Here is a 24694-nt window from a genome sequence, read left to right on the forward strand (position 1 = left end):
CGGTAGCCAGGCCGGCCTCAGCCGCCCGCGGGCGCCCAGCGGCCGAGCAGGTCGAGGAACCCGGCCTCGGCACGGGCGCGCAGCGCGGCCGAGGGCGGCGCGGGCCGCTCCGGCTCGGCGGCGAGGACACCCTCCACCCACGCCGCGATCGCCGGGGGCACCGGCGCCCGGCCGAGCTCGCGGGTCCGGGCCTTGAGCACCCGCAGCTCGGCCACCTCGCCGCGGACGTCGTCAGGAACCTCGACCTGGTCGAGCAGCTCGTCGAGACTCATCGGCGGCACGCCTTCGTGCTCGTCGAGCCAGCGCAGTGTGACCGCGGGCCGGATCGCGTAGAAGACGCGCTTGAGCCGGACCTCGCCGGGACCCTCCCGGGCGTGCGCCCACTGCCCACGCCCGACATGCAGGTAGTGCCGCCACACCCGCGCGGTGTCGGCGACCTCCGCCACCAGGCGCAGCAGGTCGTCGCGGAAGCCCGGCTCGCCGCCGTACACGTGGGGCGAGCGCAGCCACTCCCCGACCGTCGCGTTGCCGGCGGTCGCCAGCCGGACAGCCTTGGCAAGGTCCCAGCCGTTGACGTCGAGCAGGTCGTCCAGCGGCGTCTCGATCACGTCGCGGGCGGGCCACAGCGCGAGATAGGCGTCGCGCGGGCGGACGAAGAGGAACCGGCAGTCGTAGTCGCTGTCCGGCGAGGCGAAGCCCCACGCCCGGCTGCCGCTCTCGATCGCCCACGGGATCCGGACGCCGTGCGACGCCGCGACGTCGGCCAGACGCGCGTCGATGGCCGCGACCACGCTCGGGTCGAAGTCGTCGGGAACGGCACGCATGCGCCGTACCGTAGCGCCGACGGCCCGCCCTCACGCGGAGGAGCGGGCCGTCGGGTCGAGCGGCGGTGTCAGGCGCGGAGCAGGTTGCGCAGGACGTACTGCATGATGCCGCCGTTGCGGTAGTAGTTCGCCTCGCCGGGGGTGTCGATGCGGACGATCGCGTCGAACTCCACGCCGGTGTCGGTCGTGACCTTGACCGTCCGGGGGGTGGTGCCGTCGTTGAGGCCGGTGATCCCGGTGATGGCGAAGGTCTCCTCGCCGGTCAGGCCGAGGGAGTCGGCGTTCTCTCCGGCGGGGAACTGCAGCGGGATGACGCCCATGCCGATGAGGTTGGAGCGGTGGATGCGCTCGTAGCTCTCGGCGATGACGGCCTTGACGCCCAGCAGCGAGGTGCCCTTGGCCGCCCAGTCGCGCGACGAGCCGGAGCCGTACTCCTTGCCGGCCAGGACCACGAGCGGGACACCGGCCTCCTGGTAGTTGACCGAGGCGTCGTAGACGAAGGTCACCGGGGCGTCGTCCTGCGTGAAGTCGCGGGTGAAGCCGCCCTCGGTGCCGGGCGCGATCTGGTTGCGCAGGCGGATGTTGGCGAAGGTGCCGCGGATCATGACCTCGTGGTTGCCGCGGCGCGAGCCGTAGGAGTTGAAGTCGCGCGGGGCCACGCCGTTCTCGGTGAGGTACGTGCCCGCGGGCGAGTCGGCCTTGATCGAGCCGGCCGGCGAGATGTGGTCGGTGGTGACCGAGTCGCCGAGCTTGAGCAGGACCCGGGCGCCGGAGATGTCGGTGACGGGGGCCGGCTCGTCGGGCATGCCGTCGAAGTACGGCGCCTTGCGGACGTACGTCGACGCCGGGTCCCACTCGAAGGTGTTGCCCTCGGGGGTCGGCAGCGACTTCCAGCGCTCGTCGCCGGCGAACACGTCGGCGTACGACTCGGTGAACATGTCGGAGCTGATCGCCTCGCGGATGGTCTGCTCGACCTCGGCGGGGCTGGGCCAGATGTCCTTGAGGAAGACGTCGTTGCCGTCGGTGTCCTTGCCCAGCGGGTCGTTGAACAGGTCGACGTCCATCGAGCCGGCGAGCGCGTACGCGACGACCAGCGGCGGGGAGGCCAGGTAGTTCATCTTGATGTCGGGGTTGATCCGGCCCTCGAAGTTCCGGTTGCCGGAGAGGACGGAGACCACGGCGAGGTCGTTCTCCTGGACCGCGGCCGAGACCTCGGGGATGAGCGGACCGGAGTTGCCGATGCAGGTGACGCAGCCGTAGCCGACGAGGTTGAAGCCCAGCTTGTCGAGGTACGGCGTCAGGCCGGCCTTGTCGTAGTAGTCGGACACGACCTTGGAGCCGGGTGCGAGCGTCGACTTCACCCAGGGCTTGCGCTGCAGGCCCTTCTCGACGGCCTTCTTCGCCAGCAGCGCGGCGCCGATCATGACCGACGGGTTGGAGGTGTTGGTGCACGAGGTGATCGAGGCGATCGTCACCGCGCCGTGGTCGAGCGTGAACGTCGCGCCGTCGGCGAGGGTGACCTCGACGGGGCTGCTCGGGCGGCCGCCGTCGGCGGGCGCGCAGCTGAGGTAGTCGACCGCCGGGGTCTGGCCGTGGGCGTCGCTGGCCGGCGGGTCGGAGGCGGGGAAGCTCTCCTCGAGGGCCTCGTCGTAGGCGCCCTCCGCGTCGTGGCCGTTGCTGACGTAGTCGGTCAGCGCGCCCCGGAAGGACTCCTTGGCGTCGGCGACGAGCACGCGGTCCTGTGGGCGCTTCGGGCCCGCGATCGAGGGGACGACGGTCGCGAGGTCCAGCTCCAGCCTCTCGGAGTAGCGCGGCTCGGCGGCGGGGTCGAGCCAGAGGCCCTGCTCCTTGGCGTAGGCCTCCACCAGCGCGATCTGCTCCTCGGAGCGGCCGGTGAGGCGCAGGTAGCTGACGGTCTCCTCGTCGATCGGGAACACCGCGATCGTGGAGCCGAACTCCGGCGACATGTTGCCGATGGTGGCGCGGTTGGCCAGCGGCAGCGCGGCGACGCCCTCGCCGTAGAACTCGACGAACTTGCCGACCACGCCGTGCTTGCGCAGCATCTCGGTGATGGTGAGCACCAGGTCGGTGGCGGTCGAGCCCTCCGGCAGCGAGCCGGTCAGCTTGAAGCCGACGACGCGCGGGATGAGCATCGAGACCGGCTGGCCGAGCATCGCGGCCTCGGCCTCGATGCCGCCGACGCCCCAGCCGACGACGCCGATGCCGTTGACCATGGTGGTGTGGGAGTCGGTGCCGACGCAGGTGTCGGGGTAGGCCAGCAGCTCGCCGTCGACCTCGCGGGTGAAGACGGTGCGCGCGAGGTGCTCGATGTTGACCTGGTGGACGATGCCGGTGCCCGGCGGCACGACCTTGAAGTCGGAGAACGCGGTCTGGCCCCAGCGCAGGAACTGGTAGCGCTCGCGGTTGCGCTCGTACTCGATCTCCACGTTGCGCTGGAAGGCCTCGGGCGAGCCGAAGACGTCGGCGATGACGGAGTGGTCGATGACCATCTCGGCCGGGGCGAGCGGGTTGATCTTCGTGGCGTCGCCGCCGAGGTCGGCCATCGCCTCGCGCATGGTGGCGAGGTCGACGACGCAGGGGACGCCGGTGAAGTCCTGCATGATCACGCGCGCCGGCGTGAACTGGATCTCCTTGTCGGGCTGGGCGTCCTGGTCCCAGCCGGCGAGGGCCTTGATGTCCTCGGCGGTGATGTCCGCGCCGTCCTCGGTGCGCAGCAGGTTCTCGAGGAGCACCTTCAGCGAGAACGGGAGGCTCTCGACGTCCAGGCCCTCGCCCTTGACCGCGTCGAGGCGGAAGATCTCGTAGGACTTCCCGTCCACGTCCAGGGTGCTCTTGGCTCCGAAGCTGTTCTTGCTGGCCATCGCCGTCTCCGTCCTCGTCGACTTCGTCGTTGTCGGTAGGTCCATCCGTCATCCTGCCGCCGCCGAGTGGGGCGCGGATAGTGAGGTTGGCCTAAGTTCTGCAGAGGTCGGGAGTCCCGATATCTCTTGATGTCAAGATACACGGGATCGAGGCAGATTTCCATCTTCCTCGGCGAACTGCGTGCGGTAGAGCTCCTCGTAGCGCCCGCCCGCCGCGAGCAGTGCCGCGTGCGTGCCCCGCTCCACGATCCGGCCGCCCTCGACCACCGCGATCAGGTCGGCCGCGCGGATCGTGGAGAGCCGGTGCGCGATGACCAGCGCGGTGCGGCCGGCGAGCGCCTCGGCCAGCGCGGCCTGCACCGCGGCCTCCGAGGTCGAGTCCAGCGACGCCGTCGCCTCGTCGAGGATCACCACCCGCGGCTGCTTGAGCAGCAGCCGGGCGATGGTTAGCCGCTGCCGCTCGCCGCCGGAGAGCCGGTACCCGCGCTCCCCCACCACCGTGTCGAGGCGGTCGGGCAGCGCGCGCACGAGGTCGGCCAGCCGGGCCCGCGCGAGCGCGTCCCACAGGTCCTGCTCGCTCGCCTCGGGCCGCGCCAGCAGCAGGTTGCCGCGGATCGTGTCGTGGAACAGGTGGCCGTCCTGGGTGACCATCCCGACGGCGGCGCGGATCGAGGCCGCGGTCAGGTCCCGCACGTCGGCACCGGCCAGGCGTACGGCGCCCGCGTCGACGTCGTACAGACGGGAGACGAGCTGCGCGATGGTGGACTTCCCCGCGCCCGAGGAGCCCACCAGCGCCACGACCTGGCCCGGCTCGGCGTGCAGGGAGACGCCGTGGAGCACCTCCTCGCCGCCGCGGGTGTCGAGCGTGGCCACCGCCTCGAGCGAGGCCAGCGAGACCTTGTCGGCGGCCGGGTAGGCGAACCGGACGTCGTCGATCTCCACGGAGACCGGGCCGTCGGGCACGGTGCCGGCGCCGGGGCGGTCCCGGATCAGCGGCTCCAGGTCGAGCACCTCGAAGACCCTCTCGAAGCTCACCAGCGCGCTCATCACCTCGACCCGGGCGCTGGCCAGCGCGGTCAGCGGCGCGTACAGCCGGGTCAGCAGCAGGGAGAGCGCGACGACATCGCCGGCGTCGAGGGTCCCCTGCAGGGCGAGGACGCCGCCGAGTCCGTAGACGACCGCGACGGCCAGGGCGGAGACGAGCGTCAGCGCCGTCACGAAGGTCGTCTGCACCATCGCCGTACGGACCCCGATCTCGGCGACCCGCTCCGCCCGCGCGGAGAACTCGGCCGACTCCTGCTCCGGGCGGCCGAACAGCTTGACCAGGGTGGCGCCCGGCGCCGAGAACCGCTCGGTCATCTGGTTGCCCATCGCCGCGTTGTGGTCGGCCGCCTCCCGCTGGATGCCGGCGAGCCGGCGCCCCATCCGGCGCGCCGGCACCACGAAGACCGGCAGCAGCACCAGCGCGAGCAGGGTCACCTGCCAGGAGATGCCGAGCATCACGACCAGGGTGAGCGCCAGCGTCACGAGGTTGCCGACGACGCCGGACAGCGTCTGGCTGAAGGCGCGCTGCGCCCCGATCACGTCGTTGTTGAGCCGGCTGACGAGCGCGCCGGTCCGGGTCCGGCTGAAGAACGCCACCGGCATCCGCTGGACGTGGTCGAACACGGCCGTGCGCAGGTCGAGGATCAGGCCCTCCCCGATGCTCGACGACAGCCATCGCGCGAGCAGCCCGAGCACCGCGTCGAGCATCGCGAGGACCGCGATCGCCAACGCCAGCCGCACGACGACGCCGCGGCTGTCGCCCGCCACGATGGCGTTGACCACGCGGCCGGCCAGCACCGGCGTCGCCACCGCGAGCCCGGCCGTCACCACGCTCAGCGCGACGAAGCCGACCAGCTTGCGGCGGTGCGGCCGGGCGAAGCGCAGGATCCGCCGCGCCGTCTCGGCGCTGAACGCCCGCTCCTCCTGCGGGTCGTTCATGCCCCGGTAGACCTGGTTCCAGGCGATCGACTCCATGCTCATGCCGGTGACGCTAGAACCTCAAGCCGACATGAGGACAAGCCCAGCGGCTACAGCACCACCGTCGGCTTCACCCGGCTCGGCGTCCACACCCGCTGCCGGCGCGCGACGAGCGAGGTGAGCACGAGCGCGCCGACGAGGTACGCCGCGAGCACCAGGACGGCCGTCGTGGCCCGGGCCGGGTCGCCGCCGTACATCAGCTGCCGCAGCCCGTCGACGGCGTAGCTCATCGGCAGCGCGTGGTGCAGCCAGTGGAGTGGCTCGGGGATGGTCTGCCAGGGGAAGGTGCCGCCGGCGGTGACGAGCTGGATCACCATCAGGACCAGGGCGAGGAACTGGCCGGGGGTGCCGAGCAGGGCGTTCATGAGGTGGACGACGGCGACGAAGGTGGCCGAGATCAGGATCATGAACAGCCAGGTCCGCAGACTCTCGACGATGCCGACGTCGAGCGCGGCCGCGACGACCGCGAACGCCAGCGTCATCTGCGCCGCGCCGATCAGGGCCGGGGGCAGCCAGCCGCCGAGGGCGATCCGCAGCGGGTTCTGGTTGGCCGCGAGGGCGCGGGAGGAGAGCGGGCGGACGAGCAGGAAGAGGACGTACCCGCCGATCCACGCGGCCAGGGCGAGGAAGAACGGCGCCAGGCCGGCGCCGTAGTTGCGGGCCGCGGCGTCGCTGTGGGAGCGGACGTCGATCGGGTCGGCGACCGTCTCGGCGATCCGCTGCCGGGTCTGCTCGGTGGTGTCGGGGACCTTCGCCACGCCGGCGGCCAGGCCGTCGTGCAGGTCGCCGGCACCGGAGGTGAGCCGGCGCAGGCCCGTGCGCAGGTCGACGGTGCCGTCGTGCAGGGTGCCGGCGCCGCGATCGAGCTGCGCGGCGCCGGTGGTGAGCTCGCCGGCGCCGTCGCGGGCCTGCCGGATGCCGTCGAGCAGGGTCGGGGCGGAGCGGGCCAGCTGGTCGGCGCCGTCGGCGACCTGGCCGGCGCCCGCGGCCAGCTGGTCGAGCTGCTTGCGGACCGCGCCGGCCTTCGCGTCGACGTCGTGCACGCGCTTGCCGACCCGGTCGTAGACGGCCAGCAGCCGCTGCTGGGCGGCCGGGTCGATCCCGAGCCGGCCCATCTCGGCGACGAGGTCGGCACGCCCGCCGTCGTACGCGACCCTGGCGTCGTGGACGGCACCCGCCACCCGGGTGCCGGCGTTCGCGACCTTCCGGTCCCCGTCGGCGACCTGGCGGGCGCCGTCGGCCAGCTTGCGCGCCTGCTGGGGCAGCGGCGCGGTCCGGCTGGCCAGCGTCCGGAGGCCGTCGCGGAGCTGGGTGGCGCCGTCGTGGAGGTCGCCCGCGCCGTCGGCGAGCCGGCCGCTGCCGGCGACGAGCTTGCGCGACCCGCGCTTCGCCTCGCGCAGCCCGTCCTGGAGCTGCTGCGCGCCGGCGGCGCCCTGCTCCAGCCCGTCGCGTACGTCGGCGATGCCGACCAGGAACGTGCCGACGGCCTCCTTCGACACCCGCTCGGCGATCGCGTCACGCACCTTGGTGGCCACGGTGTTGGCGATGGTGGTGGACAGGTAGGAGTTCGCGTCGTTGGTCAGCATCGTGATCCGCGCCTGCTCCGGCTCGGTGCCCGCGCTGCTGGTCAGCGCCGCGGAGAAGTCGCGCGGGATGATGAGCGCGAAGTCGTAGGTGCCGTCGTCGACGCCGGCCCGGGCGCTGGCACGGTCGACCTCGTGCCAGCCGAAGTCCCCGGAGTCGAGCAGCTGGTCGGCGACCTCGCGGCCGGCGTCCATCCGGGAGCCGTCGAGCCCGTCGGCTCCGGCGTCCTCGACCACCAGCGCGGTCGGCACCCGGTTCAGCGCGGAGTACGGGTCGTGGTTGGCGTACAGGTAGAGGCCGGCGTAGATCGTCGGCACGGTCACCAGCGCGAGGACGGTGATCCGGCCCATCCGGATGCTGAGCAGCCGGGAGAGCTCGCTCCAGGCGATGCGCAGGGCGTTCACGCGGCACCTCCGATCGCGGTCACCCGGGCGGCGTGCCCGGCGAGGTCGACCGCCTCGCTGACGGTCACCAGGACGCCCAGGCCCCGGTCGGCGGCCGCCCGGGCGACCGGCCACCAGTCGCGCCGGTGGAGGCCGTGCCGGTCGGGCGAGAGCAGCACCAGGAACCGCGCATCGGGGCGGGACGCGCCGAGCTCGGTCAGCGACCGGACCCGGTCCAGCGGCGTCACGTCCTCGGTCCGCAGCCGCGGACTGGTGCCGAGCCGGTGCTCGCGCAGCCACGCCGACGCCGCGCGCGGGCCCGCGGGACGGCCGGCCAGCGCCAGCTCCTCGGCCACGATCACCCGGAACGGCACGCTGTCGTCCGGCTCCGTGACCCCCGGTACGTCGACCAGGACCACCGCCTGCTGACGCGGCCCGGGCGCGGTGTCGCCGGCGAGGGCGACGGCGCCGCCGGTGAGGCGGAGGCGGCCGGCCAGGGCCAGCGCGAGCGCCACATTGCCGTGCCCGGGCCGCCCGACGGCGATGGTCACCTCACCGGCGACCAGCTCGACCGAGGTGGGCTCCAGGAGCCCGTCGACCGCCCCGTCCGTCATCACCAGCCGGGGCGCCTCGGGGACCGTGACTTCCTGCGCAGTCGTCATGGACGGCAGTCTGCCTGCTTCGCGGCGGCGACTCCTACCCGTCGGTAACGAGCAGTGCGACACACTCCACGTGGTGGGTCATCGGAAAGAGGTCGAAGGCCCGCAGCGACGCGAGCCGGTGCCCGTGCTCGGCGAAGATCGCGACGTCGCGCGCGAGCGCGGCGGGATCGCAGGCGACGTACGCGACGGCCCGGGGGCCGCGGCGCACGACCTGCTCGACGACGGCGCGCTTCGCGCCGGCGCGCGGCGGGTCCAGCACGACCAGGTCGGCCCGGTCCCACTCCGGCGGCAGCCCGCCGGCCAGCACGCCGCCGACGTCGCCCGCGCGGACCAGGACGCCGGGGCAGTTGCGCTCCGACAGCGCCGAGGCGGCCCGGTCGCCCTCGACGGCGGCGACCCGTCCGCTGGGGCCGACCGCCTCGGCGAGGAACCGGCTGAACAGCCCCACGCCGGCGTACAGGTCCAGCGCGGCCTCCCCCGGCCGCGGGTCGAGCGCCTCGAGCACCGCGCCCACGAGCGCCTCCGGTGCACCGGGGTGCACCTGCCAGAAGCCGCCGTCGGGGACCTCGAAGACCCTCCCCCGGACCTCGTACGACGGCCCGGCCGGCGCCTCGAGCAGGCACTGGTCGACGGCGACGACGTCGTGGGAGCGGTGCTGGCGCATCCCGCGCCCGCCGCCGGGGAGATCGACGTAGCGCTGCCGGGTCCGCCAGCGCAGCCCGTCCTCGTCGCCGGGCACCGCCTCGACGCTCACCTCGACGTCGAGCCGCGCGACCCGGCGCAGCTGCTCGCGCACCACCGCCGCCTTCAGGTCGCGCTGGGCGGGCAGCGCCACGTGCTGGAAGTCGCAGCCGCCGCAGCGGCCGGGGCCGGCGTACGGGCAGGGCGCGGCCACCCGCTCCGGCGACGAGACGAGCACCTCCACCGCGTCGCCGCGCCAGAAGCGGTCACCCTCGGTGCCCTCGGTGATCTCCAGGACCACGCGCTCGCCGGGCAGCGCGTGGCGGACGAAGACGACCCGGTCCTGGACCCGGGCGACGCAGTGGCCGCCGTGCGCGACCGGGCCGACCTCGGCCTCGAACCGGCGCCCCGCCATCGAGACGCCGCGGGCGGCCCGAGCCCGCGGCCGGCGTGCGGGAGGCCGGCTCACCGGGGAAGCTGCCGGTCGTCGCCGGAGCCGACCCGGCCGCGACGCAGGTCGCCCGGCCGCACGCGGTGCTCCTCGCGCTCCTCGCGCTCCAGCGCGATCTCGGAGGACCGCAGCTGGTAGGGCACGGAGGTGACCATCACGCCGGGGCTGAACAGCAGCCGCCCCTTGAGCCGCAGCGCGGTCTGGTTGTGCAGGAGCTGCTCCCACCAGCGGCCCACGACGTACTCGGGGATGTAGACCGCCACGACGCCGCGCGGGTTGGCGCGGCGGATCGCCGAGGCGTACTCCACGATCGGCTTGACGACCTCGCGGTACGGCGAGTGCAGCACCTTGAGCGGGACGCCGGTGTTGCGCTCGTCCCACTCCTCCAGCAGCCGCGCGGTGTCCTTCTGGTCGACCGACACGTAGACACCCTCGAGGGCGTTGGGCCGGGTCGCCTTCGCGAACGCCAGGGCCCGGAGGGTCGGCTTGTGCAGCTTGGAGACGAGCACGATCGCGTGCACCCGTGTCGGCAGGGTCTTGTCGGTCTCGTCGGCGGCGAGCTCGCGCTCGACGTTCTCGTAGTGGCCCTTGATCCCCTTCATCACGGCGAAGAAGAAGGCCATCGCCACGATCGTGATCCAGGCGCCGGCGAGGAACTTGGTCAGCACGACGACCACCAGGACCACCGCGGTGAAGGAGAGGCCGACCGCGTTGATCGCGCGGGAGCGGTAGATCCGCCGGCGCACGGCGGCGTCGCGCTCGGTCGTCAGCGCGCGCGTCCAGTGCCGGATCATGCCGAGCTGGCTGAGGTTGAAGGAGACGAAGACGCCCACGATGTAGAGCTGGATCAGCTTGGTGGTCTCGGCGTCGAAGACCACGATGAGCACGATCGCCATGGCGGCGAGGAAGACGATGCCGTTGCTGTAGGCCAGCCGGTCGCCGCGCGCGCCCAGCGCCCGCGGCGCGAGGCCGTCCTTGGCGAGGATCGACCCGAGCACCGGGAAGCCGTTGAAGGCGGTGTTGGCCGCGAGCACCAGGATCACGCCGGTGACGGTCACCACGAAGTAGAAGCCGGGACTGAAGTCGTGGAACACCGCATGGGCGATCTGCGCGATCACGGCGTGCTGATGGTGGCCGTCGGGGACCGGGACGCCGTCGCGGGTGAGCCGCTCGAACTCGTGCGGGTCGACGAACCGGACCCCCATCTGCTTGGCGAGCACGATGACGCTGATCATCATCGTGGCGGCGATCAGGCCGAGCAGCAGCAGCGTGGTCGCGGCGTTCCGGCTCTTGGGCCGCTGGAACGCCGGGACGCCGTTGGAGATCGCCTCCACGCCGGTCAGCGCCGCGCACCCGGACGAGAAGGCGCGCGCCAGCAGGATGACCAGTCCGAACGTCGTCAGCGGCTCGTCCCATCCCTCCTTCGGCGTGATCTCGAGGTCGGCGCTCTCCGCCATCGGCAGCGACCCGGCGGCGAGGTCGACGAACCCGAACGCGCACATGCCGAGGATCGCGACCATGAACAGGTAGGTGGGGACCGCGAACAGCCGGCCCGACTCCCGGATGCCGCGCAGGTTCAGCGCCATCAGCAGCAGCACCATGACCGTCGCCACCGTCGCCTCGTGGTGCTGGAGCGCGGGCAGCGCGGAGGCGGCGTAGTTGGCGCCGGAGGAGATCGACACCGCGACGGTGAGGACGTAGTCGACCAGCAGCGCGCTCGCGACCGTCATCCCCGCCGTACGCCCGAGGTTGACCTTGGCCACCTCGTAGTCGCCGCCGCCGGAGGGATAGGCGTGCACGGTCTGCCGGTACGACGCGATGACCGCCGCCATCACCAGGACGACGGCGATGCCGACCTTCCAGGACCAGACGTACTGGCTGACGCCACCGATGGCCAGCATGATGAAGACCTCGTCGGGCGCGTAGGCGACCGACGACAACGCATCGCTGGCGAACACCGGAAGCGCGATCCGCTTCGGCAGCAGTGTCTCCCCCAGCTGGGCGCTGCGAAGCTTGCGTCCGAGGAGGATCCGCTTCGAGACGTCTCCGACACCCACGAGCGACAACGGTAGGCCATGGTCGGCAGCGATGCCCGGTGGCATGGCGCGTGGGATAGCGTTCTCACCGTGCACGTCGTGATCATGGGATGCGGCCGGGTCGGCTCGACCCTGGCGCGCAGCCTCGAGGACCGCAACCACACCGTGTCGATCATCGACAGCGAGCCCGACGCGTTCCGGCGCCTGGGCCCGGGGTTCAACGGGGACAAGATCCCCGGGATCGGCTTCGACCAGGAGGTCCTGGAGAAGGCCGGCATCCGCCGCGCGGACGCCTTCGCGGCGGTCTCCAGCGGCGACAACTCCAACATCATCGCGGCGCGGGTCGCCCGGGAGACGTTCGGGATCCAGCAGGTCGTGGCCCGGATCTACGACCCCGGCCGGGCCGAGGTCTACCAGCGGCTCGGCATCACCACCGTCGCGACGGTGAAGTGGACCGCCGACCAGGTGCTGCGCCGGATCCTGCCCGCCGGCGCCGAGCCGGACTTCCGCGACCCGTCGGGCACGATCCGGGTCGACCACATCCCGGCACCCGAGGTGTGGGTCGGCGCCCGCGTGGGCCAGCTCCAGGAGCAGGGCCGCTGCCGGGTGGCCTGGATCGACCGGCTGGGCGAGGGCATGCTGCCCGACCGCGACAGCGTGATCCAGGAGGGCGACATGCTCCACCTGATCACCCGCGAGGAGACCGCGGACCAGGCCTACGAGGTGCTCGGCCGCGGGCCCGAGCACGGCGATTGAGCAGACCGAGGGAGAGCCACGAGACATGAGAGTCGCCATCGCCGGAGCAGGTGCCGTCGGCCGCTCGATCGCCCGCGAGCTGATCGAGAACGGCCACGAGGTGCTGCTCATCGACAAGTCCCCCGCCTCGATCCGTCCCGAGCGGGTGCCCGACGCGGAGTGGCTGCTCGCCGACTCCTGCGAGCTGTCCTCGCTGGAGGAGGCCCGGCTGGATCGCTGTGACGTGGTGATCGCCGCGACCGGCGACGACAAGGCCAACCTGGTCACCGCGCTGCTCGCCAAGACCGAGTTCGGCGTCCCCCGCACGGTGGGCCGGGTCAACCACCCCAACAACGAGTGGCTGTTCACCGAGGCCTGGGGCGTCGACGTCAACGTCTCGACCCCGCGGATCATGTCGGCGCTGGTCGAGGAGGCGGTCACCGTCGGCGACCTCGTCCGGCTGTTCACCTTCCGCCAGGGCAACGCCAACCTGGTGGAGATGACGCTGCCGGCGGACTCGCCGTACGTCGGCAAGGAGTCCGGCCTGATCCCGCTGCCGGAGAACTGCGCGCTGGTCTCGATCCTGCGCGACGGCCAGGTCTACGTCCCGACCCCGGAGCAGCCGGTGGAGTCGGGCGACGAGCTGCTGTTCGTGGTGCCCGCCGAGGCCGAGGACGAGCTGGAGTGCCTGCTCGCGCCGGGCGCGCACCCGGAGAAGCAGCCGGGGAAGCAGACCGGCAAGTAGCGGCTCAGTCGGCCTCGGCCGGCTCCGCCGGCTCGGCGTCGTCGGTCGCGGACGCCTCCAGCGGCGTCGCGTTGCGGGCGAGCAGCCACACCATCACCGACCACGACCCGATCCGCAGCGCCCAGCCGAGGCCGGTGCGCAGCACCAGGATCAGCACGACCGCCTGGTCCGGGTCGAGGCGGCCGCTGTGCCCGAGCAGCCAGACGGGGCCCTGCAGCAGCACCCCGATGGCGCCGGGCAGGAGCATCACCCAGGTCAGCCGGCTGCACAGCCGCACGATCTGCGGGTCGTCGTGCCAGGCGGTCGGGTCGCCGGTGACGCTGCCGAGCATGAAGCCGAGCATCGGCCAGCCGATCAGGCAGGTGAAGCCGAGCACGACGGTGTAGCCGAGGCTGATCAGGATCCCGGGCAGGAAGAACGCGAGCGCCTGGTCGGCCTCCGAGCCGCCGGAGCTCTGCGCCCAGCGGACGAACACCCAGCCGATGCCGATGCCGAAGACGGCGTTGAGGACGTACTGCGTGCTGGAGCGCTGCACGACCCGCGCCAGCAGGGCCAGGCCGGCCACCACGAGGCTGCCGACCAGCGCCCACTGGAGCTCCTTGGTCGTCAGCCACACGACGGTGAACACGACGCCGGGGATCGCGGCCTCGGCCATGCCGCGCCGGCCGCCGAGGGCGGTCGCGAGCTGCCGGCGGACCAGCGCCTCGACGGTGTCGACCCCGATCGCGGCGCTCACAGGAGCTCGTATCGGGGGTTGTAGAGCATGCGGTGGCCGTCCTGGGTGCCGACCCGGCCGCGGACCTCGAGGGCGCGGCCGGGGTCGATGCCGGCGATCCGGCGGCGGCCGAGCCAGATCACGGTGACCGTGCCGGTGCCGTCGTACAGCTCGGCCTCGAGAGCGGGTACGCCGCCGCGCGGGCGCAGGGTCACGGTGCGCAGGGTGCCTCTGAGCCGGACCGGCTCACGGTCCGCCGCGTCGCCGATGGACACCACACCGTCGCCGCTGAAGGTCTTGCGCAGGTCGCGGGCCTCCGCCTCGTCGGCGTTCGCCCACTTGCTGATGGTGCGCCGCAGGCGGCTCTTGGTGCGCATGAGCAGGCCTCGTTCGTCAGGTGGCCGGGACGGCGCGGGGGGTGGCCCCCTCGGGCAGTGAGAGCGGGAGCTGCTCGCCGACGGGCATCGCATGGGCGCCGCGGCGTACGGCGACCTGCGCGATCGCGGCCTCCCACGCCTCCGCGGCCTCGGGCTCGCGGGCGGGATCGCCCAGCAGGGTGGCGCGCAGCAGCCAGCGGGGGCCGTTGATGCCGATCACCCGGGAGGTCTGGGTGCCGGTGGCGCCGTCGGCGCGGGTCATCCGGACCTCGCAGACCAGCTCGGTGCCGAAGCGGCCCTCACGCTCGGTGGCGGTGCCGCCGCGACGGGCGGCGTCGGCGGCGATCTGCGGCCGGATCTCGCTCCACAGGTCGCCGTTGCGGGGCGCGGCGAAGGCCCGGAGCTCGAGCGCACCGGCCTCGGAGGCGAGCAGCACGGCACGGACCGCGCCGGACTTCTCGTCGACCTGCACCCGCAGCTCACGGTCGGCGGTCGGCGCGACGAGGATCGAGCCCAGGTCGAGCCGGGTCACGCCGTCGTCGGGGAGCTCGTCGACGTCGAACGGTCCCGCGACCGGGTCGTCGGACGTCGGCGCATCGGCGGTCCCGGCGGGATCAGCGGGATCGGTGGCCTCGGTGGTCTCGTCCACCGCGTCCTCGACCGCCGGGTCGGCAGTCTTGCGCCGCAGCCTCACTGTGTCCTCCTCGTTGCGCCCCTCGCGCCCATCACGACTGGAAACCTCCGGTTGAACCGTAGCCGCCGCTGCCACGCACGCTCTCGGGAAGGGCGGTCACCGGCTCGAACCGGGCCCGCTCCACCCGCTGGACGACCAGCTGGGCGATGCGGTCTCCCCGGCGCAGCGTGATCGCCTCCACCGGGTCGTGGTTGATCAGCAGCACCTTGATCTCCCCACGGTAGCCCGCGTCCACGGTTCCCGGGGTGTTGACGATGGAGAGACCGTGCCGGGCGGCCAGGCCGGAGCGCGGATGGACCAGCGCGACGTACCCCTCGGGCAGCGCGATCGCGATCCCGGTCGGGATCAGCGCGCGCTCCCCCGGCGCGAGGGCGACGTCGACGCCGGCGACCAGGTCGGCGCCCGCGTCGCCGGGATGGGCGTAGGCGGGCAGCGGCAGGTCGGGGTCGAGCTGCTGGACGGCGATCACGAGATCCTCGGGCACGGGGAGACACCCTAGCGACCGGGCTCGACCGGGCGGATGGGATCATCCTCCCCGTGAGCGAGAGCGCGGCGTACCAGGAGCGGCTGCGGGTGCCGCTGCGCTGGTGGGCCCAGGGCACGATGCTCGTCGCGACCCTCTGGCTCACCCTGATCGTCGCCCTCATCGGCCACGCCGCGTGGCTCGCCTGGGTCGTGACCGGCCTGGCGATGGTCGGCATGGCCGCCGGCCTGCGGGCCTACGGCGGCGCGCGGGTGGTCGTGTCCGACGGCTGGTTCCGCGCGGGCCGGGCCCGGATCGAGATGACGTACGTCGGCGCGGCCGAGGCGCTCGACGCCGACACCACCCGCCGGGTGTCGGGGCCGGAGGCCGACGCGCGGGCCTATCTCCTGCTGCGCCCCTACCTGCGCCAGTCGGTCAAGGTGGAGATCACCGACCCGGCCGACCCGGTGCCGTACTGGCTGGTCAGCTCCCGCCACCCCCGCGCGCTGGCCGGCGCCCTCAACGCCGTGCGCACCGGCGGCACGGCCGACCAGTAGGCCGACCAGTAGGCTCGGGCCATGGCACAGGACAGCTCGAAGGTCTGGTCGGTGTTCTCCCTCGTCGCGGCGCTCGGCGCCGCGGCGGTCGCCAAGAAGGGGCTGGACACCAGCTGGAGGGCGGCCACCGGCAAGCAGCCGCCGGCCAACCCGGCCGATCCCGACGTCGACGTCTGGGAGGCGGTGGCCTGGGCCGCGGTCAGCGGCACCTTCGTGGCGCTCGCCAAGATGCTGGCGCAGCGCCGGGCCGCGACGTACTACCTGAAGTCGACCGGCCACCTGCCGCCGGGCCTGCGCCAGGGCGACGCCTGACGGCGTCGGGTCGCGTGGCGCTCAGCGTTGTCCAGCGCGTGCGATGGCAAGGCGGCGCCGCGAAGGCGACCTTCGAGCGGAGCGGGTCGTTGAGCGGCGCCAACGCCGCCAGCGTGCGTGCTGGGCGACGCTGAGCGCTACGCGCAGTCCTTGCAGATCATCTTCTTCTCGTCAGCCAGCTGGCTGCGGTGGTGGACCAGGAAGCAGCTCATGCAGGTGAACTCGTCGTCCTGCTTGGGCTTCACCTCGACGGCGAGCTCCTCGTGGGAAAGGTCCGCGCCGGGCAGCTCGAAGGACTCAGCGGCCTCCGCCTCGTCCTCGTCGACCTTGCCGGAGTTCTTGTCGTGGCGGCGCGCCTTGAGCTCTTCGATGCTCTCCTCGGACTGCTCGTCCTCGTTCTTGCGTGGTGCGTCGTAGTCAGTCGCCATGACGTGTGTGCTCTCTCCCCTCAGCTGGCCGCCCGCCGCACTGGTTGTGCGGGCGGGCGCGGCAGATTGTGCACCATCGGGGCCGGTTCGCGACACCCGGGTCGATGCGAGTCGCCAGAACAGTCACCAGTGCCCGCCTATTCCCGGGTTCAGACCCCCAGAAAACCGGCGGTCCGGACGGCGGCCAGGAGCTCGTCGAAACCGTGCTCCGGAGCACACACGACGGCCTCCTCGCCGGCGGCGCCGACGGTGACGAGCAGCCGGGCGCCGGCGAGCCGGGCGATCAGCCCGCCGGCGGCGTGGTCCCACAGGTGGACGCCCTCCTCGACGTACCCGTCGAGCGCTCCCTCGGCCACCCGGCACAGGTCGAGCGCGCAGGAGCCGGTGCGCCGGATGTCGCGGATGTGCGGCAGCAGCCGGGCCGCGGCGGCGGCCTGCACCTCGCGCACCGGCCGGGTGTAGTTGAAGCCGGTGGCGACCAGGCGGTGCGCCAGCGGCGCCGGAGGGCGTACGGCGAGCGGGATGCCGTCCCGGGTCGGGAGGCCGCCGGCGTGGCCGGCGTAGAGCACGTCCTTGGCGACGTCCATCACGACGCCGGCGACGACCTCGCCGCCGACCTCGGCGGCGATCGAGACGGCGTACTCCGGGATGCCGTAGAGGAAGTTCACGGTGCCGTCGATCGGGTCGACGACCCAGCGCACGCCGGACGTGCCGGCGATGTCGTCGCCCTCCTCGCCGAGGAAGGCGTCGTCGGGGCGGGCCTCGAGGACCAGCCGCCGGACCAGCTCCTCGCTGGCCCGGTCGGCCGCGGTGACGACGTCGATGTCGCTGGACTTGGTGGCGGCGACGGAGACGCCGCGGGCGGCGTGCTCGCGGACCAGGCCGGCGGCCCGGCGGGCGACGCCCTCTGCCAGTGCCCGCAGCGCCGCGGGGTCGGTGGAGCCGCTCATGCGTCGCTGCCCACGCAGCAGCCGAGCGGGCAGCAGTCGTGCGAGGGCCCGCGGACGCCCAGCGCCGGCCGGGCGACGGCCTCGCCCCGCTCGGCGGCGGCGCGCTCGAGGACGAGCTCGCGGACGGCGGTGACGAACGCCGGGTGGGTGCCCGCCGAGGCCGCGCGCCGGGCGGGGAGCCCCAGCCGCTCGGCGGTGGCGAGGGCCTCGGTGTCGAGGTCGTAGACGACCTCCATGTGGTCGGAGACGAAGCCGACCGGGATGAGGACGACCGCGGCCGTCCCCTCCGCGGCGAGCTCCTCGAGCCGGTCGTTGACGTCCGGCTCCAGCCATGGCACGTGCGGGGCTCCGGAGCGGGAGCAGTAGACGAGCTCGTGGGGACGCTCGACGCCGGTCGCGGCCGCGACCCGGGCGGCCACGACGGCCGCGACGTCGAGGTGCTGGGCGACGTACGCGCCGCCCTCGGGTCCGCTGTCGTCGCTCATCGAGATCGGGATCGAGTGGGTGACGAAGACCAGCCGGGCCTCGTCGCGGACGTCGTCGGGCAGGTCGGCGAGCGCCGCCAGCACGCCGTCGACATTGGCGGCGACGAAGCCGGGGTGGTTGTAGTACGCGCGGATCTTGTCGAGCCGCGGCGCCGCGAGCCCGTCGGGCACGGCCGCGGTGGCGGCCGCCAGGTTGTCGAGGTACTGGCGGCAGCTGGACCACGAGGAATACGCCGAGGTGACCAGGCAGAGCGCGCGGCGTACGCCGTCGGCGGCCATCTGCGCGACCGTGTCGGCGAGATAGGGCGCCCAGTTGCGGTTGCCCCAGTAGACTGGCACGTCGAGGCCGTGGTCGGCGAGCTCCTTCTCGACCGCCGCGATGAGCACCCGGTTCTGGTCGTTGATCGGCGAGCGGCCGCCGAAGAGGAAGTAGTGCTCCCCCACCACCTCGAGCCGCTCGCGCGGGATGCCCCGGCCCCGGGTGACGTTCTCCAGGAACGGGACGACGTCCTCGGGCTGCTCGGGTCCGCCGAAGGACACCAGCAGCAGGGCGTCGTACGGGTCGGTCGGGGACGGGACGAGGTCCGGCCTGGCCTGCTGGGGATTGGGCACCCGTCCATCGTAGGGAGGACGATGACGGCGCAATGCTGCAGACCTATCGCCAGATCTTCACGCCGGCCACGGCACTGTTCAGCCTGACCGGGCTGGTGGCCCGGCTGCCCATCTCCATGGTGGGCCTCGGCATCGTGCTGCTGGCCGAGCACGAGTCCGGCTCCTACGGCTTCGCGGGCTCGGTGTCCGCGGTCGCCCTCATCGCCAATGCGGTGTTCGCCATCCCGCAGGGACGGCTCCTGGACCGGCTCGGGCAGGGGCGCGTGCTGCCGGTCGTGATCACGGTCTGGGGCATCGGTCTCGCGCTGACCATGGGCTCGCTGTCGTGGGACTGGCCCACGTGGTCGACGTACGCGCTCGCGGCCGTGACCGGGGCGGCGCTGCCGTCGGTCGGCACCTGCGTGCGGGCCCGCTGGTCCCACACGCTGGCCGAGCGGCCCGACCGGCTGCACACCGCGTTCTCGTTCGAGGCGGTCGCCGACGAGGCGGTCTTCCTCGTCGGGCCGATCGCGGTGACGCTGCTGTCGACCGGGGTGCACCCGGCGGCCGGGCTGGTCTCCGCGCTGCTGGCCGGGCTGCTGGGCACCTTCGGGTTCGCCGCGCAGCGGGGCACCGAGCCGCCGGCGCACGCGCGGACCGGCTCGGACGGCGCCCGGCCGCCGATGCCGTGGCCGGTGATCGCCCCGCTCACGGTCGTCGGCGCCGCGCTGGGGGTGCTCTTCGGGGCCGCCGAGGTCGTCACTGTCGCCTTCGCCGACGAGCAGGGCCGCAAGTCCGCCGCCGGCTTCCTGCTCGCGACCTGGGCGCTGGGCAGCCTGCTCGCCGGCCTGGCCTCGGGCGCCGTGTCCTGGCGCCGGGGACCGCTCTTCCGGATGCGGGTCGGCGGGGCGGGGATGCTGCTGGCGATGATCCCACTGCCGTTCGTCCCGTCGCTGCCCGTGATGGCGGCGGTGCTGCTGGTGGGCGGGCTCGCGATCTCCCCCACGCTGATCGCCACCATGTCGCTGGCCGAGCAGCAGCTGCCGGCCGCCCGGCTCACCGAGGGCCTGGCGTTCGTCCAGACCGGTCTCGCGGCCGGGCTGGCGCCGGGCGCCGCCCTCGCGGGGGTGATCATCGACGAGCGGGGCGCCTCGCCGGCGTACCTCGTCTGCGTCGTCGGCGGCGTCCTGGTCCTCGTCGGCGCGCTGCTGACGCGACCCCTGCGGCAGACCGCTAGCGTGCCCTCCCATGAGCACCTGGCGTAGCTGGTCCGGCCTCGAGTCGGCTGCCGGCCTGGAGGCGGTCCGGCCGGGCGACGCGGCCGAGGTCGCCGACGTCGTACGACGGGCGCGCGCCGCCGGCCGGACGGTCAAGAGCGCCGGCACCGGCCACAGCTTCACGGGCATCGCCACCCCGCGCGACGTCCACCTGCTCCCGGAGCGGATGCGCGGGATCGTCGCGGTCGACCGGGAGGCGATGACCGTCACGGCGCTGGCCGGGACCCAGCTGAAGGTGTTCAACGCCGAGCTCGCGCGGCTCGGCCTGAGCCTGCACAACATGGGCGACATCGCCGAGCAGACCCTCGCCGGCGCCATCTCCACCGGCACCCACGGCACGGGCGGCCGCGCGGCGGGGCTCGCCGCCCAGGTCGTCGGCGTGGAGCTGGTGACCGGCACCGGCGAGGTGCTGCGGGCGTCGGCCGCCGAGAGTCCCGAGGTGCTCGACCTGGCACGGGTCGGGCTGGGCGCGCTCGGCGTCCTCGTCACCGTCACCTTCGCCGTCGAGCCGCTGTTCCTGCTCCGGGCCGAGGAGCGGCCGATGTCGTGGACCGACGCGCTCGCGGCCTTCGACGACCTGACGGCGGCGCACGACCACGTCGACATGTACTGGTTCCCCCACTCCGACCGGATGCTGACCAAGCGCAACACCCGGGTCGGCACCGATCTCGCGGCGGCCGAGCCGCTGCCGCGCTGGCGGGCCTGGCTCGACGACGACCTGCTCTCCAACTCCGTCTTCGGCGCCCAGACCGCCGCCCTCAACCTGGCCCCGCGCGCCATCCCGGCCGCCAATCGGCTCGCCTCCCGGCTGCTCGGACCGCGCAGCTACACCGACCTCGCGCACCGGGTCCTCACGACCGAGCGGCGCGTGGTGTTCCGCGAGATGGAGTACGCCGTGCCGCGCGCGGCCGGCCTCGACGTGCTGCGCGCGTGCCGCACCGCGTTCGAGCGCTCGGGCCTGACCGTGTCCTTCCCGGTCGAGATCCGGGTGGCGCCGCCCGACGACGTCCCGCTCTCGACGTCCTACGACCGGGACTCCTTCTACCTGGCCTTCCACACCCACCGGCGGGCCGACCACACCGCCTACTTCGCGCTGATGGAGCCGATCCTGCGGGCCCACGAGGGCCGGCCGCACTGGGGGAAGCTGCACACCCTGGAGGCCGCGGACGTCGCGGCGCTCTACCCGCGGCTCGGCGACTTCCTCGCCCTGCGCGAGCGCCTCGACCCGGACCGGGTGTTCGCCAATCCCTACCTCGAGCGGGTGCTCGGTGGCTGAGCCGCGGCCCGCCTGCCCCTGCGACTCCGGGCGGACGTACGACGACTGCTGCCGCCCCTACCACCGCGACCCCGGCTCGGCGCCGACCGCGGAGGCGCTGATGCGCTCGCGGTACTCCGCGTTCGTCAAGGGCCTGGCGTCGTACCTGCTGCACACCTGGCACCCCGCCACCCGCCCGCCCTCGCTCCAGCTCGACGACCGGGTCCGGTGGGTCGGCCTGGAGGTGCTCGCGACGCAGGACGGCGGCCCCGCGGACCGGCGCGGCATGGTGGAGTTCCTCGCCCGCCACACCCGCGACGGCCGACCCGGGTCCCTGCACGAGATCAGCCGGTTCCGACGGCAGGGCGACACCTGGCTCTACGTCCGCGGCCGGGCTCGGTGGAGGGCGTAGGCTCGTGCGAACAGATCAGCAGCAGGCACACGACCCGAGGGCAGCATGACCGACACGGCGGACCAGGGCGGCACGGGCCGCCCCGCGCGCCTGACCCTCGACTCCGCCGGCTCGGACCGGCGACGCCTGCTGCTCGTGGACGACCAGGGCGGTGGGTTCACCCTCGACATCACGCCCGACCTGCGCGCGGCGGTGCGCGGCGACACACCGCGTCGATTGGAGACCTCGATGAGCACCAGCATCCGGCCCCGCGAGATCCAGACCCGGATCCGGTCCGGCGAGTCCGCCGAGGCGGTGGCCGAGGCGGCCGGCACGTCCGTGGAGGCGATCATGCCGTACGTCGCGCCCGTGCTCGCCGAGCGTGAGCACGTCGCCGGGCGGGCCCAGCGGGCCTCGGTGCGCCGCACCCCCGGCGAGGGTCAGTCCGGCCCGGCCCAGTCCCGGGTGCTCGGCGACGCCGTCGCCGCCCACCTGCGCGGCCGCGGCGGCGACCCGGAGGCCGTCGCGTGGGACGCCTACCGGCGCGACACCGGCCGCTGGGTGCTGACCGGGACCTTCGAGACCGCCGAGCGCGGCGGCGTCGCCCGGTTCACCTACGACGCCCCCGGCAACTACGTCCTCTCCGACAACGACGACGCCCGCTGGCTGATCGGCGAGGCGCTGCCCGCCGCCGAGCCGGCCCGCGACGACCTCCAGCAGGCCCGCGAGCGCCGACTGGCCGCCGTACCCGAGGAGCTGCCGCTCGGCGACACCCTCCCGCTCGGCGACTCCGTCGACCAGGCGCTCGACCTCGTCGCCGGCGAGGCGGCCGAGCCCCTCGTCCCGGCCGACGAGCCGATCCGGGCCACCGCCGAGCAGCCGGCCCCCGAGCCGGTCGAGGAGTCGCGCCCCGACGCCGAGGCGGAGCGCGCCCGGCACCGCCGGCCGGTGCAGAAGAAGCGCGGTCGCGCCTCGGTTCCCAGCTGGGACGAGATCATGTTCGGCGGCGGCGACCAGTAGATCTGGTCGAGCGCGTCTCCGGCGACGCGAAAGCAAAGCAAGTTCCCGGAGGTCGCCTCCCGCCGCGCTGCCGACAGTGGCCCGCCGCCGCCCCAGCCGGCGGCAAAAGCGCGTAGCGTGCGCGCATGGCCTACTTCGTGACCGGCGCCACAGGGTTCATCGGACGCCACCTCATCGCCGAGCTCGTCGACCACCGGGAGGGCCCGGTCTTCGTGCTGGTGCGGCAGTCGTCGCTCCCCCGCATGGAGGCGCTGATCCGGCAGTGGGGGTCCGACCGGGTGCAGCCCGTGGTCGGCGACCTCACCGCACCCGGCCTGGGCGTCGACCCGGACTGGGTGGCCGAGCACACCGGGCAGATCGACCACTTCCTCCACCTCGCCGCGATCTACGACATCACCGCCGACGACGCGACCAACGACGCGATGAACATCGACGGCACCCGCAACGCCCTCGTCCTGGCCGAGGCGCTGGAGGCCGGCTGCTTCCACCAGGTGTCCTCGGTCGCCGCGGCCGGCGACTACCACGGCCGGTTCGACGAGACCATGTTCGAGGAGGGCCAGCCGCTGCCCTCGCCGTACCACCGCACGAAGTACGAGTCGGAGAAGATCGTCCGCGACGAGGCCCGCATCCCGTGGCGCGTCTACCGGCCGGCGATCGTGGTGGGCCACTCCGAGACCGGCGCGATGGACAAGATCGACGGTCCCTACTACTTCTTCCCGCTGATCAAGCGGCTGCGCGACGCGCTGCCCGCGTGGCTGCCGCTCGTCGGGGTCGACCTCGGCGACACCAACCTGGTGCCCGTCGACTACGTCGCCAAGGCGATGGACCACCTGGCCCACCTCCCCGACCACGACGGCGAGGCGTTCCACCTGGTCAACCCGGAGCCGCAGCCGGTGATCGAGATGATCAACGCCTTCTGCTCGGCCGCCGGCGCGCCGCGGGTCGCCACCCCGGTCGACCGCTCCGTCACCACCGCCGGGCCGCTCGCGCTGATCCCCCGCGCGCTGCGACCGATCAACCTGATGAACGCCGTGGTCCGCTCCGCCCCGGCCCAGCTGGTCCTCGACCAGACCGTCGGCCGGCTCGGCATTCCCGCCGAGGTGCTGGCGCACACGTCGTTCCCGTCGGTCTTCGACTCCCGGGCCACCGAGCGGGCGCTGACCGGCTCCGGCATCAGCGTCCCGCCGCTGGAGACCTATGTCCGGGCGCTGTGGGGCTACTGGGAGGAGAACCTCGACGACACCACCGGGCGCGACCCGAAGGCGGTGGCCGCGCTGAAGGACAGGTACGTCGTGATCACCGGCGCCTCCTCCGGCATCGGCCAGGTCGTGGCGCTCAAGGTCGCCCAGGCCGGCGGCGTCCCCGTCCTCGTCGCCCGGGGCAAGGAGAAGCTCGAGGCCACGAAGGCGATCATCGAGCTGCGCGGCGGCCGGGCCGAGGTGTTCCCCTGCGACCTGTCCGACCTCGAGGCGATCGACCGGCTCTGCGAGCAGCTGGTCGCCGAGCTGCCGAGCGTCGACTACGTCGTCAACAACGCCGGCCGCTCGATCCGCCGCTCACTGAAGCTGTCGCAGGACCGGTTCCACGACTTCGAGCGCACCATGCAGCTCAACTACTTCGGCGCGATCCGGCTCGTCATGGGACTGATGCCGCAGCTGCACAGCCAGCGCTCGGGCCACATCGTCAACATCTCCTCGATCGGCGTGCAGACCAACCCGCCGCGGTTCTCGGCGTACGTCGCCTCGAAGGCCGCCCTCGACGCGTGGAGCAATGTGGTGTCGTCGGAGGTCGTCGGCCACGGCATCACCTTCACCAATGTGCACATGCCGCTGGTGCGGACGCCGATGATCGCGCCGACCAAGATCTACGACAAGTTCCCCACCATCTCCCCCGCCCAGGCCGCGGACGTGGTGATCCGGGCGATGGTCGACAAGCCGCACGAGATCAACACCGCCCTCGGCACCGCCGGCGAGCTGGCCCACACGATCGCACCGCGGACCGCCTTCCGGGTGCTCAACCTGGCCTACCAGGTGTTCCCCGACTCGGCGGCCGCCAAGGGGCGGAAGCCGGCCTCGTCGGCCGCCGCCGCGGCCGAGGAGGCGCCCGCCTCGAACCACCGCGAGACCGAGCAGATGCTGCTGGCCCAGCTGTTCCGGGGCGTGCACTGGTAGCGG

The 24694-nt window shown here is 73.3% G+C and carries 23 protein-coding genes; 9 read left to right on the forward strand and 14 right to left on the reverse strand.

Translation table 11 applies throughout. The features are described from left to right. Positions 1 to 17: 17 nt before the first annotated feature. From FIV44_RS00630 to FIV44_RS00660, 7 genes are all read right to left on the reverse strand, one after another. On the reverse strand, positions 18 to 824 hold the full coding sequence (locus FIV44_RS00630) for a nucleotidyltransferase domain-containing protein (protein ID WP_141002813.1): 807 nt from the start codon (positions 822 to 824) through the stop codon (positions 18 to 20). A gap of 68 nt (positions 825 to 892) precedes the next feature. Then, the gene (locus FIV44_RS00635; RefSeq protein WP_141007658.1) at positions 893 to 3706 is read right to left on the reverse strand and encodes an aconitate hydratase; all 2814 of its coding nucleotides are present in this window, start codon (positions 3704 to 3706) and stop codon (positions 893 to 895) included. Between the two features lie 132 nt (positions 3707 to 3838). After that, a complete protein-coding gene (locus FIV44_RS00640) occupies positions 3839 to 5731 on the reverse strand; it encodes an ABC transporter ATP-binding protein (RefSeq protein WP_141002814.1) in 1893 nt (630 codons plus the stop codon). Between the two features lie 47 nt (positions 5732 to 5778). Beyond that, the gene (locus tag FIV44_RS00645; protein WP_141002815.1) at positions 5779 to 7716 is read right to left on the reverse strand and encodes a YhgE/Pip domain-containing protein; all 1938 of its coding nucleotides are present in this window, start codon (positions 7714 to 7716) and stop codon (positions 5779 to 5781) included. Next, positions 7713 to 8357: a hypothetical protein gene (locus FIV44_RS00650; RefSeq protein WP_141002816.1), complete on the reverse strand. Its 645-nt coding sequence runs from the start codon at positions 8355 to 8357 to the stop codon at positions 7713 to 7715. The genes FIV44_RS00645 and FIV44_RS00650 overlap by 4 nt, the downstream gene beginning before the upstream one ends. A gap of 34 nt (positions 8358 to 8391) precedes the next feature. Then, positions 8392 to 9507, reverse strand: a complete 1116-nt coding sequence (locus FIV44_RS00655; protein WP_425465146.1) for a class I SAM-dependent RNA methyltransferase — start codon at positions 9505 to 9507, stop codon at positions 8392 to 8394. Then, positions 9504 to 11546: an APC family permease gene (locus FIV44_RS00660; RefSeq protein ID WP_425465147.1), complete on the reverse strand. Its 2043-nt coding sequence runs from the start codon at positions 11544 to 11546 to the stop codon at positions 9504 to 9506. The genes FIV44_RS00655 and FIV44_RS00660 overlap by 4 nt, the downstream gene beginning before the upstream one ends. 69 nt (positions 11547 to 11615) lie before the next feature. On the opposite strand from FIV44_RS00660, the gene FIV44_RS00665 reads away from it, so the two are divergent. Together FIV44_RS00665 and FIV44_RS00670 are read left to right on the forward strand one after the other, a co-directional pair. Beyond that, a complete protein-coding gene (locus FIV44_RS00665; protein WP_141002818.1) occupies positions 11616 to 12281 on the forward strand; it encodes a potassium channel family protein in 666 nt (221 codons plus the stop codon). Between the two features lie 25 nt (positions 12282 to 12306). Beyond that, positions 12307 to 13005, forward strand: coding sequence for a potassium channel family protein (locus FIV44_RS00670; RefSeq protein ID WP_141002819.1), 699 nt, complete (start codon positions 12307 to 12309; stop codon positions 13003 to 13005). 4 nt (positions 13006 to 13009) lie between these two features. Here the strand turns inward: FIV44_RS00670 and FIV44_RS00675 are convergent, their stop codons facing one another. From FIV44_RS00675 to dut, 4 genes are read right to left on the reverse strand one after another with little or no spacing between them, the layout of a single operon-like run. Further along, complete coding sequence (locus FIV44_RS00675; RefSeq protein ID WP_246086740.1) at positions 13010 to 13741, reverse strand: DUF3159 domain-containing protein; 732 nt, start codon at positions 13739 to 13741, stop codon at positions 13010 to 13012. Then, positions 13738 to 14097, reverse strand: a complete 360-nt coding sequence (locus FIV44_RS00680) for an OB-fold nucleic acid binding domain-containing protein (protein WP_141002820.1) — start codon at positions 14095 to 14097, stop codon at positions 13738 to 13740. Before FIV44_RS00680 ends, FIV44_RS00675 begins: the two co-directional genes overlap by 4 nt. Positions 14098 to 14113: 16 nt before the next feature. Then, positions 14114 to 14791, reverse strand: coding sequence for a DUF3710 domain-containing protein (locus FIV44_RS00685; protein WP_246086741.1), 678 nt, complete (start codon positions 14789 to 14791; stop codon positions 14114 to 14116). A 31-nt stretch (positions 14792 to 14822) separates the two neighbouring features. Then, positions 14823 to 15275 (reverse strand): dUTP diphosphatase, encoded by a 453-nt coding sequence (dut, locus tag FIV44_RS00690; RefSeq protein WP_141002821.1) that lies wholly within the window; start codon positions 15273 to 15275, stop codon positions 14823 to 14825. A 53-nt stretch (positions 15276 to 15328) separates the two neighbouring features. Between dut and FIV44_RS00695 the strand changes: the two genes are divergently transcribed. Then, positions 15329 to 15811, forward strand: a complete 483-nt coding sequence (locus tag FIV44_RS00695; protein WP_141002822.1) for a DUF3093 domain-containing protein — start codon at positions 15329 to 15331, stop codon at positions 15809 to 15811. A 21-nt stretch (positions 15812 to 15832) separates the two neighbouring features. Next, a complete protein-coding gene (locus FIV44_RS00700; RefSeq protein WP_141002823.1) occupies positions 15833 to 16123 on the forward strand; it encodes a DUF4235 domain-containing protein in 291 nt (96 codons plus the stop codon). 137 nt (positions 16124 to 16260) lie between these two features. On the opposite strand, the gene FIV44_RS00705 is transcribed toward FIV44_RS00700, so the two are convergent. The 3 genes from FIV44_RS00705 to FIV44_RS00715 all read right to left on the reverse strand — a co-directional run bounded on the left by FIV44_RS00705 (position 16261) and on the right by FIV44_RS00715 (position 18598). Continuing rightward, entirely contained in the window at positions 16261 to 16551 is a 291-nt protein-coding gene (locus FIV44_RS00705) for a DUF4193 domain-containing protein (protein WP_141002824.1), read from the reverse strand. 149 nt (positions 16552 to 16700) lie between these two features. Further along, a complete protein-coding gene (locus FIV44_RS00710; protein WP_141002825.1) occupies positions 16701 to 17501 on the reverse strand; it encodes an inositol monophosphatase family protein in 801 nt (266 codons plus the stop codon). Next, positions 17498 to 18598 carry a ferrochelatase gene (locus tag FIV44_RS00715; RefSeq protein ID WP_141002826.1) on the reverse strand — a complete coding sequence of 367 codons (1101 nt, stop codon included), beginning with the start codon at positions 18596 to 18598 and terminating at the stop codon, positions 17498 to 17500. The genes FIV44_RS00710 and FIV44_RS00715 overlap by 4 nt, the downstream gene beginning before the upstream one ends. Before the next feature lie 32 nt (positions 18599 to 18630). On the opposite strand from FIV44_RS00715, the gene FIV44_RS00720 reads away from it, so the two are divergent. The 5 genes from FIV44_RS00720 (at position 18631) to FIV44_RS00740 (ending at position 24691) form a co-directional block, all read left to right on the forward strand. Continuing rightward, positions 18631 to 19842, forward strand: coding sequence for an MFS transporter (locus FIV44_RS00720; protein WP_141002827.1), 1212 nt, complete (start codon positions 18631 to 18633; stop codon positions 19840 to 19842). Next, positions 19826 to 21130, forward strand: coding sequence for a D-arabinono-1,4-lactone oxidase (locus tag FIV44_RS00725; RefSeq protein WP_141002828.1), 1305 nt, complete (start codon positions 19826 to 19828; stop codon positions 21128 to 21130). Before FIV44_RS00720 ends, FIV44_RS00725 begins: the two co-directional genes overlap by 17 nt. Beyond that, positions 21123 to 21521, forward strand: a complete 399-nt coding sequence (locus FIV44_RS00730; protein WP_246086742.1) for a YchJ family protein — start codon at positions 21123 to 21125, stop codon at positions 21519 to 21521. Before FIV44_RS00725 ends, FIV44_RS00730 begins: the two co-directional genes overlap by 8 nt. A 45-nt stretch (positions 21522 to 21566) precedes the next feature. After that, positions 21567 to 22520 carry a septation protein SepH gene (gene sepH / locus FIV44_RS00735; RefSeq protein ID WP_141002830.1) on the forward strand — a complete coding sequence of 318 codons (954 nt, stop codon included), beginning with the start codon at positions 21567 to 21569 and terminating at the stop codon, positions 22518 to 22520. 125 nt (positions 22521 to 22645) lie between these two features. Next, on the forward strand, positions 22646 to 24691 hold the full coding sequence (locus tag FIV44_RS00740; RefSeq protein WP_141002831.1) for an SDR family oxidoreductase: 2046 nt from the start codon (positions 22646 to 22648) through the stop codon (positions 24689 to 24691). Positions 24692 to 24694 lie beyond the last annotated feature (3 nt).

It is taken from the genome of Nocardioides humi (assembly GCF_006494775.1).
Lineage (GTDB): Bacteria > Actinomycetota > Actinomycetes > Propionibacteriales > Nocardioidaceae > Nocardioides > Nocardioides humi.

Excerpts from the sequence above, each read along its gene's own strand:
- FIV44_RS00630 (WP_141002813.1), bottom strand. The coding sequence starts at position 824 with ATGCGTGCCGTTCCCGACGACTTCGACCCGAGCGTGGTCGCGGCCATC.
- FIV44_RS00635 (WP_141007658.1), bottom strand. The coding sequence starts at position 3,706 with ATGGCCAGCAAGAACAGCTTCGGAGCCAAGAGCACCCTGGACGTGGAC.
- FIV44_RS00640 (WP_141002814.1), bottom strand. The coding sequence starts at position 5,731 with ATGAGCATGGAGTCGATCGCCTGGAACCAGGTCTACCGGGGCATGAAC.
- FIV44_RS00650 (WP_141002816.1), bottom strand. The coding sequence starts at position 8,357 with ATGACGACTGCGCAGGAAGTCACGGTCCCCGAGGCGCCCCGGCTGGTG.
- FIV44_RS00670 (WP_141002819.1), top strand. The coding sequence starts at position 12,307 with ATGAGAGTCGCCATCGCCGGAGCAGGTGCCGTCGGCCGCTCGATCGCC.
- FIV44_RS00680 (WP_141002820.1), bottom strand. The coding sequence starts at position 14,097 with ATGCGCACCAAGAGCCGCCTGCGGCGCACCATCAGCAAGTGGGCGAAC.
- FIV44_RS00700 (WP_141002823.1), top strand. The coding sequence starts at position 15,833 with ATGGCACAGGACAGCTCGAAGGTCTGGTCGGTGTTCTCCCTCGTCGCG.
- FIV44_RS00705 (WP_141002824.1), bottom strand. The coding sequence starts at position 16,551 with ATGGCGACTGACTACGACGCACCACGCAAGAACGAGGACGAGCAGTCC.
- FIV44_RS00710 (WP_141002825.1), bottom strand. The coding sequence starts at position 17,501 with ATGAGCGGCTCCACCGACCCCGCGGCGCTGCGGGCACTGGCAGAGGGC.
- FIV44_RS00720 (WP_141002827.1), top strand. The coding sequence starts at position 18,631 with ATGCTGCAGACCTATCGCCAGATCTTCACGCCGGCCACGGCACTGTTC.
- FIV44_RS00725 (WP_141002828.1), top strand. The coding sequence starts at position 19,826 with ATGAGCACCTGGCGTAGCTGGTCCGGCCTCGAGTCGGCTGCCGGCCTG.
- sepH (WP_141002830.1), top strand. The coding sequence starts at position 21,567 with ATGACCGACACGGCGGACCAGGGCGGCACGGGCCGCCCCGCGCGCCTG.
- FIV44_RS00740 (WP_141002831.1), top strand. The coding sequence starts at position 22,646 with ATGGCCTACTTCGTGACCGGCGCCACAGGGTTCATCGGACGCCACCTC.